Source organism: Gilliamella sp. ESL0405 (assembly GCF_019469205.1).
In the GTDB taxonomy this organism is placed as follows: domain Bacteria; phylum Pseudomonadota; class Gammaproteobacteria; order Enterobacterales; family Orbaceae; genus Gilliamella.
Genome location: NZ_CP048265.1, coordinates 51,373 through 66,770, shown reverse-complemented (window position 1 = coordinate 66,770; position 15,398 = coordinate 51,373). Strand labels below are relative to the sequence as shown.

Annotated in this window: 15 protein-coding genes and 1 CRISPR repeat array; of the genes, 10 read left to right on the top strand and 5 right to left on the bottom strand. The window is 39.7% G+C overall.

Features of this window, described 5'->3' with window-relative positions; translation table 11 throughout:
• Window positions 1-187: 187 nt before the first annotated feature.
• From ribF to ispH, 4 genes are all read left to right on the top strand, one after another.
• Complete coding sequence (gene ribF, locus GYM74_RS00330; protein ID WP_220218540.1) at window positions 188-1,126, top strand: bifunctional riboflavin kinase/FAD synthetase; 939 nt, start codon at window positions 188-190, stop codon at window positions 1,124-1,126.
• Window positions 1,127-1,164: 38 nt separating this feature from the next.
• Window positions 1,165-3,972, top strand: a complete 2,808-nt coding sequence (gene ileS / locus GYM74_RS00325; RefSeq protein ID WP_220218539.1) for an isoleucine--tRNA ligase — start codon at window positions 1,165-1,167, stop codon at window positions 3,970-3,972.
• Window positions 3,973-4,078: 106 nt separating this feature from the next.
• Window positions 4,079-4,549 (top strand): signal peptidase II, encoded by a 471-nt coding sequence (lspA, locus tag GYM74_RS00320; RefSeq protein ID WP_220218538.1) that lies wholly within the window; start codon window positions 4,079-4,081, stop codon window positions 4,547-4,549.
• 2 nt (window positions 4,550-4,551) lie between these two features.
• Complete coding sequence (gene ispH / locus GYM74_RS00315; RefSeq protein WP_220218537.1) at window positions 4,552-5,502, top strand: 4-hydroxy-3-methylbut-2-enyl diphosphate reductase; 951 nt, start codon at window positions 4,552-4,554, stop codon at window positions 5,500-5,502.
• Between the two features lies 1 nt (window position 5,503).
• On the opposite strand, the gene GYM74_RS00310 is transcribed toward ispH, so the two are convergent.
• Window positions 5,504-5,758 carry a YfhL family 4Fe-4S dicluster ferredoxin gene (locus GYM74_RS00310; RefSeq protein WP_220218536.1) on the bottom strand — a complete coding sequence of 85 codons (255 nt, stop codon included), beginning with the start codon at window positions 5,756-5,758 and terminating at the stop codon, window positions 5,504-5,506.
• Window positions 5,759-6,114: 356 nt separating this feature from the next.
• Window positions 6,115-6,443: a CRISPR direct-repeat array (repeat unit 28 nt; unit sequence TTTCTAAACAGCTTATGCAGCTTTCAAG).
• A gap of 954 nt (window positions 6,444-7,397) precedes the next feature.
• Here GYM74_RS00310 and GYM74_RS00305 point away from each other — a divergent pair.
• Window positions 7,398-7,661: a phage virion morphogenesis protein gene (locus GYM74_RS00305; protein ID WP_220218535.1), complete on the top strand. Its 264-nt coding sequence runs from the start codon at window positions 7,398-7,400 to the stop codon at window positions 7,659-7,661.
• 87 nt (window positions 7,662-7,748) lie between these two features.
• Here the strand turns inward: GYM74_RS00305 and GYM74_RS00300 are convergent, their stop codons facing one another.
• The 3 genes from GYM74_RS00300 to kdgT all read right to left on the bottom strand — a co-directional run bounded on the left by GYM74_RS00300 (window position 7,749) and on the right by kdgT (window position 9,759).
• Window positions 7,749-7,982, bottom strand: a complete 234-nt coding sequence (locus GYM74_RS00300) for a hypothetical protein (protein ID WP_220218534.1) — start codon at window positions 7,980-7,982, stop codon at window positions 7,749-7,751.
• Window positions 7,983-8,285: 303 nt separating this feature from the next.
• Window positions 8,286-8,720, bottom strand: coding sequence for a nuclear transport factor 2 family protein (locus GYM74_RS00295; RefSeq protein WP_220218533.1), 435 nt, complete (start codon window positions 8,718-8,720; stop codon window positions 8,286-8,288).
• A 34-nt stretch (window positions 8,721-8,754) separates the two neighbouring features.
• Entirely contained in the window at window positions 8,755-9,759 is a 1,005-nt protein-coding gene (gene kdgT, locus GYM74_RS00290) for a 2-keto-3-deoxygluconate transporter (protein ID WP_220218532.1), read from the bottom strand.
• A 485-nt stretch (window positions 9,760-10,244) separates the two neighbouring features.
• Between kdgT and GYM74_RS00285 the strand changes: the two genes are divergently transcribed.
• From GYM74_RS00285 to GYM74_RS00265, 5 genes are all read left to right on the top strand, one after another.
• On the top strand, window positions 10,245-11,189 hold the full coding sequence (locus GYM74_RS00285; RefSeq protein WP_220218531.1) for a C-terminal binding protein: 945 nt from the start codon (window positions 10,245-10,247) through the stop codon (window positions 11,187-11,189).
• A 26-nt stretch (window positions 11,190-11,215) separates the two neighbouring features.
• Complete coding sequence (locus GYM74_RS00280; protein WP_220218530.1) at window positions 11,216-12,220, top strand: zinc-binding dehydrogenase; 1,005 nt, start codon at window positions 11,216-11,218, stop codon at window positions 12,218-12,220.
• 29 nt (window positions 12,221-12,249) lie between these two features.
• Complete coding sequence (locus GYM74_RS00275; protein ID WP_220218529.1) at window positions 12,250-13,011, top strand: SDR family oxidoreductase; 762 nt, start codon at window positions 12,250-12,252, stop codon at window positions 13,009-13,011.
• 78 nt (window positions 13,012-13,089) lie between these two features.
• The gene (locus GYM74_RS00270) at window positions 13,090-13,554 is read left to right on the top strand and encodes a YhcH/YjgK/YiaL family protein (protein ID WP_220218528.1); all 465 of its coding nucleotides are present in this window, start codon (window positions 13,090-13,092) and stop codon (window positions 13,552-13,554) included.
• Window positions 13,555-13,629: 75 nt separating this feature from the next.
• A complete protein-coding gene (locus tag GYM74_RS00265; protein WP_220218527.1) occupies window positions 13,630-14,583 on the top strand; it encodes a sugar kinase in 954 nt (317 codons plus the stop codon).
• Between the two features lie 28 nt (window positions 14,584-14,611).
• On the opposite strand, the gene GYM74_RS00260 is transcribed toward GYM74_RS00265, so the two are convergent.
• Window positions 14,612-15,382 carry an IclR family transcriptional regulator gene (locus GYM74_RS00260; RefSeq protein WP_220218526.1) on the bottom strand — a complete coding sequence of 257 codons (771 nt, stop codon included), beginning with the start codon at window positions 15,380-15,382 and terminating at the stop codon, window positions 14,612-14,614.
• Window positions 15,383-15,398: the final 16 nt, after the last annotated feature.

The following is a 15,398-nucleotide window of genomic DNA, read 5'->3' as shown; positions in this document are numbered from 1 at the left end:
ACGCCAACTTAACTAGAGCGGATTTTTGAACCAGTCGTATGCAGATTGATTATTTAACACCAATTAAAAGCCAAAACTCAAAGACAAAACGACCAAAAATCAGCTTTATATTACGTGCATCTTCAAGAAAGATTGGTATAATTCTCGGCTACTTGAGTTAAATTACACAGTTAAATAACACATTTTCATGAAGATCATTCGCGGTATTGCTAATATAAAAAATCAAGTTTCCCAGTGTGTACTGACATTGGGCAATTTTGACGGCGTACATTTAGGACATCAGCAATTAATTAACCATTTAATTACCCAAGGTAAAAGATTAAATCTACCGACTGTTGTGATGTTATTTGAACCACAACCGTTAGAGTTTTTTTGCCCGGACAATGCCCCTTCCCGATTAACCTCATTTCAAGAAAAAGTGATTTTAATTGAAAAACTCGGCATAGATTATATTATTGCGATACCCTTCAACCAAACTTTTGCCAAAATGTCTGCTGACGATTTTATCCAAGATTGGTTGATAAATAAGTTACAAGCCAAATATATTGCTATTGGTGATGATTTTCGCTTTGGCTATGAACGTAAAGGGGATATAAACTTACTTGAGCACTATGCCCAAACTTATGGCTTTGCGGTAGAAAGTATCCCGACTTTTGTCTTTGATCATTTACGGGTTAGCAGTACGGCAGTTCGAAAAGCATTATCCAATAATGATTTTCAATTGGCACATTGCCTGTTAGGTCGAAATTACGCCATTGCTGGTCGAGTGATACATGGCAATGCGTTAGCAAGGCAGTTAGGGTTTCCAACAGCGAATATTCATTTACACCGCAAAAAACCAGCCTTGCAAGGTGTCTATTTAGTGAAGGTCAAAAATAGTTGTAGCCAGCAATCTTATCACGGCATTGCCAATATAGGCATAAGACCAACTATTGAAGGAAAAAAAGCCATTTTAGAAGTGAATCTATTTGACTTTTCAGGTGATCTTTATGGACAATATTTAGACGTCACCTTCGTTAAAAAATTGCGTGATGAGAAAAAATTTAACTCATTAACTGAATTAAAAGAACAAATTACACAAGATGTTTGCACTGCTAAAAAGATCAGTGCACAATTAACCAATTAAGAAAGTAGTATCAACAAAATTAACTGGAATAAATCAGCATGACAGATTATAAAAATACCTTGAATTTACCGGAAACCGGTTTCCCAATGCGAGGCGATCTTGCCAAACGTGAACCGGCAATGTTGCAAAATTGGTACGATAAAGAACTTTATCGCAAAATTCGTCAAGTCAAAAAAGGCAAGAAAGCATTTATTTTGCACGACGGCCCGCCTTATGCCAACGGCAAACTTCATATCGGTCATGCAGTTAATAAAATAATTAAAGATATTATTATCAAATCAAAAGGCTTAAGTGGCTATGACTCCCCGTATATTCCAGGATGGGACTGTCATGGTTTGCCAATTGAGCAGAAAGTTGAAGAACAAGTCGGTAAACCGGGGGTAAAAGTAACGCCTGCTGAATTTCGTCAAATTTGTCGTGATTATGCTGCTTCACAAGTTGAGCTACAAAAAGCCGATTTTATCCGCATGGGTGTCCTTGGTGATTGGCAAAACCCTTACCGTACAATGAATTTCGATACCGAAGCGAATATTATTCGAGCATTAGGTAAAGTGATTCAAAATGGGCATTTAGTCAAAGGGGCTAAACCGGTTTACTGGTGTACTGATTGTATGTCTTCATTGGCCGAAGCTGAAGTTGAATATTATGATAAATCTTCACCGGCAATCGATGTAAAATTTAAAGCCGTAGATAACCAAACAGTTGCAAGTAAATTTGGCGTAAATACCGATTTAACCATTTATGCCGTGATTTGGACAACCACACCTTGGACATTACCGGCTAGCCGTGGTATTGCCTTAAATGCTGAATTTGAGTATCAACTGGTACAAATAAACGATAAAGAGTGCTTAATTTTAGCCACTGATCTGGTCGAATCAGTCATGAAGCGTGCCGAAATTTCAGACTGGAAAGTCCTTGGCAGCTGTAAAGGTGATGCACTTGAGCTATTACGTTTTAAACACCCTTTCCTTGATTTTGATGAGCCGATTGTACTGGGTGAACATGTAACTGTTGATGCCGGTACTGGTGCAGTGCACACAGCGCCCGGCCATGGTGCAGAAGACTTTTTAGTCGGTCAAAAATATGGACTTGAAGTAGCTAACCCGGTTGGCGGTAATGGCTGTTATTTACCGGGCACCGGCGCCGGTTTAGATGGTCTTTTTGTGTTTAAAGCCAATAAAGTCGTCGTTGAGATCTTAAAAGAGCACAATGCGTTATTACACTTTGAGAATATCGAACATAGTTATCCATGTTGCTGGCGCCATAAAACACCGGTTATTTACCGTGCAACACCACAATGGTTCATCAGCATGGACAAACAAGGTTTACGTGCGCAATCGCTAAAAGAGATCAAACAAGTGCGCTGGATCCCGGATTGGGGACAAGCTCGAATTGAAACAATGGTCGCTAATCGTCCGGACTGGTGTATCTCTCGTCAACGTACATGGGGCGTACCTATGACGTTATTTGTCCACAAAGAAACCGAAGAGTTACATCCCGATACACTACAATTAGTAGAAAAAGTGGCTAAATTGGTTGAACAAAACGGTATTCAAGCATGGTGGGATGCCGATATTAAAGATCTCTTAGGCCCCGATGCCGATGATTACCGCAAAGTACCAGACACACTGGATGTATGGTTTGATTCAGGATCAACTTTCTTCTCAGTTGTAGGCGTACGTCCGGAGTTTGAAGGACACGAAGCCGACATGTATTTAGAAGGCTCTGATCAACACCGTGGTTGGTTTATGTCATCATTAATGCTATCAACAGCAATTGACAATAAAGCCCCTTACAAACAAGTATTAACTCACGGTTTTGTGGTGGACGGTCAAGGGCGTAAAATGTCTAAATCTCTAGGCAATATCGTCACCCCACAAGAGGTAATGAATAAACTTGGCGCCGATATTTTACGTTTATGGATCGCCTCAACCGATTATTCGGGTGAAATGAGCTACTCAGATGAAATCATCAAACGAGCAGCAGACAGCTATCGTCGTATTCGTAACACCGCTCGCTTCTTACTGGCAAACTTAAATGGTTTTGATCCAGCTAAAAATATGGTTAAACCTGAAGAGATGGTGATACTTGATCGCTGGGCGGTTAGCATGGCGAAAGAAGCGCAAGAACAAATTATTCAAGCGTATGAAAGTTATGATTTCCATAAAGTGGTACAACGTATCATGCAATTTTGCTCAATTGAAATGGGATCATTCTATTTAGATATTATTAAAGATCGCCAATACACCGCTAAAAGCGATAGTATTGCTCGCCATAGTTGTCAAACGGCGTTATATCATATTGCGCAAGCTATGGTGCGTTGGATTGCACCGGTATTATCCTTTACCGCTGATGAAATTTGGCAGTACTTACCGGCAAATGAAAAATCAGAGTTCGTATTTGAAGATGAATGGTACAACCAACTCTTTACTTTACCGGAGAGTGAAGCGTTAAATAGTGAATATTGGGCACAAATTCTCACCATTCGTAGTGAAGTGAATAAAGTATTAGAACAAGGACGAAACGATAAAGTTATCGGCGGTTCACTTGAAGCGGCGGTGACGCTTTATGCTGACAAGGATATCGCCAATGCACTAGCGAAATTAGAAAATGAATTACGCTTTGTATTACTCACTTCACAAGCAAGCGTCAAACCGCTTGAGAATGCAACACAACAGGCAGTACAAAGTGATATAAGCGGTCTTAAAATTGAATTAGCGAAAGCACAAGGCGATAAGTGCCCACGTTGCTGGCATTATACTGTTGATAATGAACCGACAACGCATTTATGTAAACGCTGTGAGCAAAACATTCACGGAAACGGCGAAATAAGACATTTTGCTTAACCGTAAATCACTCACGATAAACCATTAAGCTATCGTCAATACGATAGCAATTTAATACCTTCTCCGCCGACTAATGTCGGCGGTAATATCATAATGAGCCAACTACATGAAAAAAGATAACGGACTTTACTGGGTGTTATTGGCAATAGTCGTTTTCATCATCGATATTGCAAGTAAATTTTATATTTTAGATAGATTTGAACTATTTGAAACAGTCAATCTCTTACCCTTCTTTTCGATCACCTATGTGCGTAACATTGGCGCTGCCTTTAGTATTTTTGAAGGGCAAAGAGTAATGCTGGCTGCTATTGCCTTAGTTATCAGTGCAGTGATTGTGTATATGCTTTATCGCAATAATCGCTCGCAAAAATTAGAAAACCTTTCTCTATCAATGATTTTAGGCGGTGCATTAGGTAACTTATTTGATCGGCTATATCATGGTTTTGTTGTTGATTTTCTCGATGTCAATTTTGGCAATTGGCACTACCCAACGTTTAATATTGCCGATTGCGCAATTTGTGTTGGTATCGGATTGTTTATTATCAGCAGTTATAAAAAACCGAAAAAGACACCATAACGATGCAAATTATTTTAGCTAATCCTCGCGGTTTTTGTGCCGGTGTTGATCGTGCTATCACCATTGTTGAAAGAGCGATTGAACTGTTTGGCGCACCGGTTTATGTTCGCCACGAAGTGGTGCATAATCGCTATGTGGTAAATCGCCTTAAACAACTCGGGGCAATTTTTATCGAAGAGATTAGTGAAGTCCCCGACAACACCATTTTAATCTTTTCAGCACATGGCGTATCAAAAGCCGTTCGAGAAGAGGCGAAAGCTCGTCATCTTCGAATATTCGATGCCACATGCCCACTTGTAACTAAAGTCCATATGGAAGTAGCCAGATCGAGCTATCGAGGCGAAGAGGTTATCTTAATCGGTCATGCCGGACACATCGAAGTAGACGGCACTATGGGGCAATACAGTAATCCCGAAGGGGGTATTTATTTAGTTGAATCTATCGAAGATGTGCAACAATTACAGGTCAAAAATGAAGATAATCTTTGTTTTACCACCCAAACAACCTTATCGGTAGATGATACCGCTGAAATCATTGCCGCCTTAAAAGCACGCTTTCCCCATATCCGAAGCCCACGCAAAAATGATATCTGTTATGCTACAACCAATCGACAACAAGCGGTAAAACAACTGTCATCACAAGCAGACATCGTGTTAGTTGTTGGATCTAAAAATTCATCCAATTCCAATCGATTAGCCGAGCTTGCCAGACGTAACAGCAAACAAGCCTACTTAATTGATTTTGCCTCGGATATCGATCCAAAATGGATAAGCAATGCACGCCGAATCGGCGTAACAGCGGGTGCCTCAGCGCCGGATATATTAGTGCAACAGGTTATCGATTATTTAAAAAGTTTAGGCTGCACATCGTTAATTGAAACCGACGGCATTTTAGAAAACATCACCTTTGAAATTCCCAAAGCGCTTCGCATTGATGTCAAATCTGAGCAATAAACTAAGAAGAGCGCTTTAATAACTCAAATTTTGCTAAAAGCTGATCATGCGTCTCCTCATGCTCCGGATCAGCAATTATCGCATTTTGAATCGGACAAACACGCTGGCATGTAGAGTGATCATAATAACCAACACATTCCGTGCATTTATTCGGGTCGATCTCATAAGTATCAAACCCCATAGAGATCGCCTCATTCGGGCACTCAGGTTCGCACATATCACAATTAATACACTTACTGGTTATTTTTAACGCCATTGCTCGATTATCTTTATAGACTGCAAAAAAATTGGCGACATTATAACGCAATCCTTAACAAAACCTAAGATAAGATCCCGTTAGCAAATTTAAAAACAGATGATTTTTGACAAAAACTTTCAGAAAATACCTATGTTTTAGTATAAAAACAAAAGGTTAAGATATTTTCAAAAATATCTAAAATTCAATATTACTACCTTCCATAATAACTAAAAAGTCGCACGAAACCTTGACAAGAACTTTCAGAAAATACCCATGTTTAAGTATAAAAACAAAAGTTTAAGATATTTCAAAAAAATCCTAAACCCCTTATGCAGCCATAAAAGGCTCTATCTTACGGCAGACACATACGGCTTTTTTTAAACGGCTTATGCAGCTGAAAAGATTGTATTGTACAATACAATTGTTAAGAAAGATTTCTAAACAGCTTATGCAGCTTTAAAGACTCGATTTCTCCCTCGTCTTGCCCGGCACGATTTCTAAACAGCTTATGCAGCTTTCAAGACTGATGTCACCATTACTTTTACCCCCGATGTGTTTCTAAACAGCTTATGCAGCTTTCAAGCTATCAACTGGTAATTGTTTGATGAAATTCATTTTCTAAACAGCTTATGCAGCTTTCAAGATATCGTCTGTGTCTAAAGCAAAAATACTTTTTTTCTAAACAGCTTATGCAGCTTTCAAGTAGAATCTCACATACTATAAACATCGTTTATAAAAACACAAAGGGCAATTTTAGGTTTAAAAACCCTTTTTTCTAACGCTTTTGCAATATATTGATTTTTAATGGTTTTATTTTTAGCTAAAAAAAGGGTTTAAAAAGTTAGTATTTTAAACTTCACTACTAATTCCAAACGAATTACCGTTACCTTTCCCAAAAGCAAACAAGTGCACCCACCCGCACCTTCACAAAGCGCCGACAACTGAGTAGGTTAGCACGCCAAACAGGGATGTTTGGCGAGGCGCTGCTTTGTCCGGAACAAATCAGCGCCGGTGCGTTAAGACCGAACGAAGGCGGAGGGCAGTCGAAGACCGCTTTGGGCGGTGCTGCGAGGGGGTTATTAGGGGGATTTCGCACCAAATCCCCCTAATTCGGACGCTGACACCAAAATGAAAAGATCAACCAATTAACAGCGTCCGAAACTAGCGGACTAAAAACCTGCAACTTTCAAAGAAAATAAAAAACCTTGTCAAGAACTTTCAGAAAATATAGATGTTTAAGCAAAAAACACAAAAACCTGCCAAAAACTTTCAGAAAACACCCACGTTTCAGTATAAAAACAAACGTTTTAGATATTTCAAAAATACCCTAAACCCCTTATGCAGCCATAAAAGGCTCTATCTTACGACAGACACATATGACTTTTTTCTAAACGGCTTATGCAGCTTTCAAGTATCATCTCAAAAAGCAACCCGATGCGCTTGACGTTGTTGTTAATGCATACAAAGCCAGCGTTGTTGATTTGCAAAAGAGCGTGAAAGGCGGGATATAAATAACAAAGCCCTGCCGGAGGAGCAGGGCTTATTGCTGTGGTGGGAGTTGAACCCACATAAACATGTGGCGCCGAGCGTGCGCTTATGTCGAATTACCATTATCCGTACACAGCTTGGTAATAACTATAAAGCAAGAGTGACGATTATGCAAATAGATTATAAGTTTAATGATAAAGCAATTCAGGATAGCATAAAACGTTTGCAGCAACTTGGTGCTGACATGACGCCCATTACTCGTGACATCGCTGCAGTGCTAGCAAGTGAGTCTGAAGCGGCATTTCAAAAAGAAGCCGATCCCACCACGGGTCGGAAGTGGCAGCCGCTCACGCCGAAGTATGCTGCTAAGTTAGCGGCTAAAGGCTTGACAGGTAAGATGCTTAACATTTCTAAACAGCTTATGCAGCTTTAAAGTAGAATCTCACATACTATAAACATCGTTTATAAAAACTCAAAGGGCAATTTTAGGTTTAAAAAGTTAGTATTTTAAACTCCACCACTATTTTAAACGGCTTACCATTACCTTACACAAAAACAAACAAATGCCCCAGATCGCACCTTCACAAAGCGCCGACAACTGAGAGAGGTTAGCACGCCAAACAGGGATGTTTGGCGAGGCGCTGCTTTGTCCGGAACAAATCAGCGCCGGTGCGTTAAGACCGAACGAAGGCGAAGGGTAGTCGAAGACCGCTTTGGGTGGTACTGCGAGGGGGTTATTAGGGGGATTTCGCACAAAATCCCCCTAATTCGGACGCAGATACCGAAATGAAAATATCAACCAATTAACAGCGTCCGAAACTAGCGGATCAAAAAAATGTAACTTTTAATAAAAGTAAAAACCTTGTCAAGAAGTTTCAGAAAATATAGACGTTTAAGCAAAAACACAAACTCTTGCCAAAAACTTTCAGAAAATACCCACGTTTAAGTATAAAAAAGGAAAGAAAATTTTTTTAACACTATAAAAAAATTTACGTTGCTGATTGTTTTCATCGTTAACAATCAGCAACGCATTAAATAAAAAACCGACCGTTAAGCTTTACTGTGGAAGTTTATAAGCTTGACGGGCTAAAAGTTTCCACTCGCCATCGGCGTTTTTAAACACTAACATCACACCAATTTTCACCTTACCGATTATGCCGCTATTATTGGTGTCGGCAACAAAAGTATGGCGTACAATCGCTGTATCACCGTCAGTGATGATAGACTGATCTTGAAAAGCAAGGGTGGTAAATCCTGATCGGCCGCTGACAATCGCCTCGACAAATTCGGCCTTGTTTTCAACCATTGCATTGGAATGACCATAGCTTAAATTGGTTGAAGCAAGCTGTTCTAACTGTGCTTTATCGGCATTTAACATAGCTAAGCGCAAGCTTTCAACGGTTTGTTCGACAGTGGTTTGATTAGGTGTTGCAGCAAAACTTTGACTGACAGATAACACCAGCAATAATACCATTGTTAATATTTTTTTCATTCTTGATCTCCTTTATCAATTGATTTTCTGTTTTCTATTCATTTTTTGCTGACGTAAGCAAATCGGTATCAATAGTTTGTTTAGCCTCGCTTATTCCAAACTTTTTAGCCCAAATTGAAGTAATAATTGGCACAACAACCGATGTCACAATCACACTGGTGGCAACCATAGCGGTAGCAGCTGATGCTACCGGGGCAAATTCCGGTACCATTTCGGCAATTAATAACGGTGTGGCAACCGCAGCCCCGGCCGAACTCGAGGCCGCCACCCCGGCGGTACCATTACCTTTACCTAAGAATTTGTCGGCTAAGATAAGCGGCACGCCGGTTATCACTATCACTAATAATCCTAATAAAATACCGGCTAAGCCTGTCTCAAAAATAACTTGCAGTTTGATGCTATTACCTAGCGCAAAGGCAAAAAACGGAATGAGAGTTTGCACAGCACTACCAAATAATTTGCGTAGATCGGAATCTAAATTGCCTAATAAAAAGCCAATTAAAAATGGCAACACCGCCCCGATAAATAGTCTAGGCTCGAATGAAGCCACGCCAGATGTCCCTAAAATCACCATTGTCATTAAAGGTCCTGACTCGAGAGACATAAGAACAAAAGCGCCGGCTTCTTCTTTGGTGCCATATTGATTCATCAGTGCGGCATATAATCCGCCATTAGTCATATCCATTGAAGCAACTAAGGCAATAATTGAAAAACCGGCAAAGATGCCCCCTTCTACCATATAACCATTGGTCCAGAATGTGCCGGCAATCAGCGCAACGACCCAGGCTGTGGCAATTTTGGTCACCACTAAAACGCCGGATTTTCTTAACATCATGCCGGTCGCTTTCAGCTCTATCGATGCGCCCATACAGAAAAACCAAACAGCCAAAATAGGTACCGTTCCGGAGATTAAGCCATTGGTAAATGATCCTAAATATTTGCCCCCGCCGGGAAAAAAGGTATTACACAATGCACCAAGAAACAGTGGGATCAGCATTAATCCACCGGGTACGCGATCTATAAATTTTTTTATTTTCATCATCCATTCCTCAAGAAAAATAACCATATGATTTAAATATATTAATTTGTCTTTTCCGGCATACAGCCAAAGCAAATATAAAATATTCGGAATATCATTCCTTTTTTGAACATATAAAATAACCAAAATAAAATCAATTTTGATTCGCCATTTTGTGATAAACATCACCAAATAAAAATTAAGCACATGAATATCAATAATATTTTAATATTGATTTTCTAAAAACGATCCAGAAAGGCAAAATAATGGCAACAGAAAATAACCGATTACGGACAATTAAATAAAAGGAGATAACGAGCTAATTCGACTGTAAAAGTCATATAAAAATCATAAATATAGTCTGGATTTTATTAATCTTTTTATTAAGTTAGCGTTTAAATATTCTGTGATGACGATCACATTATTAAATAAATGAAATATCATTCTTTAAATTTCTTAATTAATATTATTTCGGAATGCTATTCCGTTTTAATTGAGGTAAACAAATGAAGATTTATATAACAGATTGTGATCATGAATCAATGGCGATAGAAAAAGCCATTTTTGCCGAGCAGGGAATCGATTTTGAGATACTTAACATTACTCAACCCGATGATATTGTTCGAGATTGTCAGGATGCTGATGCGCTGATTTTACAATATGCCACCATTTCAGATAAGGTTTTAAGTTCGTTAAAAAAATTAAAAGGCGTTGTCCGTTATGGCGTAGGGGTGAATACCATTGATATACAGTCAGCAACCAAAAATAATGTTGCCGTTTGTAATGTGCCGGATTATGGCACCAATGAGGTTGCTGATCATGCTTTAGCTCTGATTATGGCTTTAGCCAGAAAATTACCTTTACTCACCAGTGACACCAAAAATGCAATTTGGGCTTATGAAAAAGCGATACCTATTTACCGCTTACAAGAACAGACCGCCGGTATTATTGGCTTAGGTCGAATAGGTTTATCGTTAGCGAAAAAATTGCATGGTATAGGTTTGAAGGTGATCGGTTTTGATCCGCTGGCAAAACAAGAAGATCTGCCTGATTTTATTGAAATTGTTAGCTTACAGACGCTGTTAAGCCAATCGGATATTATTTCGCTCAATCTGCCACTGGTTAAACAGACCCAAAACTTGATTAGTCATCAAGAGTTTTCGATGATGAAAAAAAATTGCTATCTCGTTAACACTGCACGAGGCGGCATTGTCAATGAACAAGCGCTTTATCAAGCTTTAGTGACAAACACTATTGCCGGCGCTGCGCTCGATGTGTTTGAGCAAGAGCCACCGACTGATAGGGCACTATTTGCACTCGATAACTTTATCGCGACCCCGCACGCTGCCTGGTATTCAGAGCAATCACAGCAAGATCTAAAACGCAAAGCCGCTCAAGAGGCGATTCGATTGGCGAAAGGTGAACAGCCTTTGTATTGTTTAAATCGATAAAATTTTAGCGCAGAAAGGATATAAACATGAAAGCAATCATATATAAAAGCCCAAATGAAGTGGTTTGTGAACAAATTGACAAGCCGGTTTTGAACGACAATGAAGTCTTAATCAAAGTAAGCCATGCCGGCATTTGTGGTTCGGATTTAAATATTTATTTAGGTGTTCATCCAAGAGCCAAAGCGCCATTAGTTATGGGGCATGAGTTTTCCGGTTACATTGTTGACGGTGATGATCAGCTGCCGACCGGTACCAAAGTCTGCGTCCGTCCGCTGATCTCCTGCGGTCAGTGTAGCCCTTGTCAATCCGGAAACAGTCATGTTTGCCAAACACTAAAACTTTATGGCATTGATACCGCTGGCGGTATGGCTGAGTATGTCAAAGTCGATCGCCGGAAAGTGCATGTCTTGCCCGATGATATGCCCATGGATTTAGGAGCATTTGTCGAGCCACTGGCGGTCGGTATTCATGCGGTGTCAAGAACGCCATTTAAAATCGGTGACTCGGTTGTGGTGTTTGGTGCCGGTACTATTGGGCTTTGTGTGGCAAGCGTTTTACAACACGCTGGCGCTAAACAAGTGATTGTCATTGAAACGAATGATTTTCGCATAAATTTAGCCAAAGAGCTTGGTTTTACCGTGATTAATCCTAAACAAGAAGATGTGTTAAAAACGGTGTTAAACCTTACCCATAATGTTGGTGCTGACATTGTTTATGACTGCGCAGCACACCCTCAAGTTGCTTTGCAATTAACCGATCTGGTTAAAGTGCAAGGTACTATCGAGATTGTCGGCTCTTATAAAAAACCGACCGAATTTAAGTTACTCGATATCGAATTTAAAGAACTTAATATTATCGGGACTCGAGTTTATCAGGCAAGAGATTTTGATACAGCGATTGCCTTGATAAATAAAGGTTTCCCCTATAAAAAACTATTAACTATATTGCCTCCAGAACAAGCCAAAGCAGGTTTTGCTAATGCATTAGTGGGCGAAAATGTGATTAAAACACTGTTTAAATTTAGTGATTAATTACCCAAAATTTATTAAGGAATATGATGATGAAAAATAAAAATCCCTTTGATTTAACAGGCAAAAATGCCATTGTAACTGGTGCTTCTCGTGGTATTGGAAAATCGTTAGCGCTCAGTTTGGCCAACGCCGGGGCAAATATTATTATTATTGATGTTTGCCGTGATGAACAAACCGAACAAGAAATAAAAAGCTATCAAGTATCGTGTGAAACCTTTATTTTTGATTTGGCAAACTTTGAACAGTACCAAAGCTTGATTTCAACCATTATCGAAAAATATCAACATATTGATATATTGATCAATAATGCCGGCATTCAACGGCGTCACCCTGCTGCGACCTTCCCTAAAGCGGATTGGGATCTTGTGATTGATATCAATATGAATGCGGTATTTTTTATGTGCCAACAAGTTGGCCGACATATGTTAGAACGAGGCTACGGTAAAATTGTCAATATTGCCTCGTTACTTGCCTTTCAAGGGGGATTCACTATCCCGGCTTATACCGCAGCGAAGTCGGCGGTGTCCGGCTTTTCTAAATCGTTATCCAATGAGTGGGCATCAAAAGGGATCACCATTAACTGTATTGCACCGGGTTATATTGCCACTGAAATGAATACTGCATTAATGAATGATGAAACCCGTAATCGTCAAATCTTAGAACGTATCCCCGCTGGGCGCTGGGGCGATCCGCAAGATTTGGGCGGCGCAGCGGTGTTTTTATCATCTTCAGCTTCTGATTATATTAATGGATTTACCTTGGCCGTTGACGGTGGTTGGTTAGGTCGATAAGTCAATCGGATTGAATATATTTTATCTGAATTATTGGCTCACTTTTTTACCAATAATTCAGTATTTAAGGAGGATTTTATGATTATTGGCAATATTGAACATCTTGATTTAGTGCCTTATTTACCTGAAAAACTAAGACAAGCCATTGAGACAGTTAAACAACAAGTGAACGATAAGACCGATAACGGTCGCTACGTAATCGATGAGGATAATGTTTTTTATATGGTGTCTGAAACACTATCACGCACGCAAGAAGTCGGGCAATACGAGTATCATGCAAAATATATTGATATTCAAATTGTGTTATCCGGTCAAGAAGGCATGGCAGTATCAACACTTCCGCCCCATACTGAGGTGATCGAAGACCGGTTAGTTAACGGAGATATCGCCTTTGTTAAAGCACCAAATGAAGAGACGCTATTTGTACTGCAACCGAATGACTTTGTTATCTTCTATCCGCATGAAGTGCATAAACCACTTTGTATTGTGGCTGGCAAGGCAGAAAAAATCCGTAAAGTGGTGGTAAAAGTCGCAATCGATTAATCGGTTATTTATTGAAGAAATATCACCGAAACAAATAAAGATTTGGTGTATTTCAAAGGTAACAAATAAGGACACATGATGACAATAAATATAGCCGTAATTGGCGAATGTATGATTGAACTGTCGATTAAAGGCAACGTAACCAACAGAAGTTTTGGCGGGGATACTTTAAATACGGCAACTTATCTAGCCCGGTTGTTGGCGAATAATCAAGCCAATATTCACTATGTGACAGCACTAGGCAGCGATCCTTTTAGTCAAGAGATGTTACAGCAATGGCAACAAGAGCGGATCCACACTCAGCTTATCCAACAAATCGATAATAAAATGCCGGGTTTATATGCCATTGTGACCGATGATTGTGGCGAGCGTTCATTCTATTATTGGCGCAATGATGCAGCAGCAAGATTCTGGCTTAAAACAGCGCAAACCGCCTCGATTTGCCAGCAAATTGCCACCTTTGATTATATCTATTTAAGTGGCATCAGTATTGCGATTCTTGATGAGCATAGCATCGACAGGCTGATCGAGCTTTTAGAAAGCTTTAAAGCCAATGGCGGTAAAGTGATTTTTGATAATAACTATCGCCCTCGACTATGGCGCACTCAAGAGTATGCAAAAAACGTCTATTCAAAAATCTTGTCTTATACCGATATCGCATTTTTAACTCAAGATGATGAAACCCTGCTTTGGGGAGATAATGATTATCAAGATAGTATTTTGCGCAGTCAAAAACTCGGCATTAGTGAAATCATTATTAAACGGGGCAGCGAAAGTTGTATTGTCGTCACCGATAAGGAGCGAGTCGAGTTGCCGGCAAATGTGATTGCTCAACAAAATATTGTGGATACCACAGCGGCTGGAGATTCGTTTAGTGCCGGCTACTTATCTGTCAGGCTGACGGGCGGATCGATTCAAGCGGCGATTAAGCAAGGGCACGATCTGGCTGGCGAAGTGATTCAGCACCGTGGCGCAATTATCCCTTCTTGTGCCATGCGTCATTTAACATTAATGCCAAATAACCAATGATGCGCATCATATCCTCATCACCCTATGTTTATGATGATGAGGGTATATAGCCTAATCGACGGGAAATTGCGTTAGTTGTCTCTTGCAATAAACAGGCACACTTTTCTATCTGATTTTGCATGCGATGACTAGGGCCTGCAATACTTAATGCCGCCACCACATCGTTACTATAATTGAAAATACCGGATGCGACGCAGACTAACCCCTCTTCAACCTCTTCCCAATCGTAAGCGATATTTTCCTGCCGAACTTTAGTTAATAGTTGATTGAGTTTATTGGGGTCAGTGATAGTTTTTGCGGTATATTGCGGTAAAGGGGAATGTAAAATACGGTCAATTTCTTCGGTCGATTGGTGAGCAAGTAATATACGACCTAAGCCGGTGCAGTATGCTGGTCGCATATGCCCTAAATTTGAGCTGGTATGAATGGCGTTATTCCCTTCGCTTTTATATAAATAAACCACATTTCCACTATTGTAAACGCCTAAAAAACAGGTCTCATTAATGGTGTTCGATAGTGATTTTACAAAAGGGATAACCACATCAACAATATTAACATTGACTAAACTTGATATGCCTAACTCTAACGATTTAAAACCTAAAGTGTACTTTTCTGATTTGGCATCATAAAACACATACTCTCTATCAAGTAAGGTTTTTAAAATCTTTTTTATTATCATTTTATTGAGTTTTGTTGCGCCAATCATTTGGTTAATGGTGACACCTGCTGCGCAATCACTAATCACATCTAACACAGCAATGGCTTTATCAATTGCTGAAGTTGTCTCTTTTTGGGTCATGATAATAAGCCTTTAC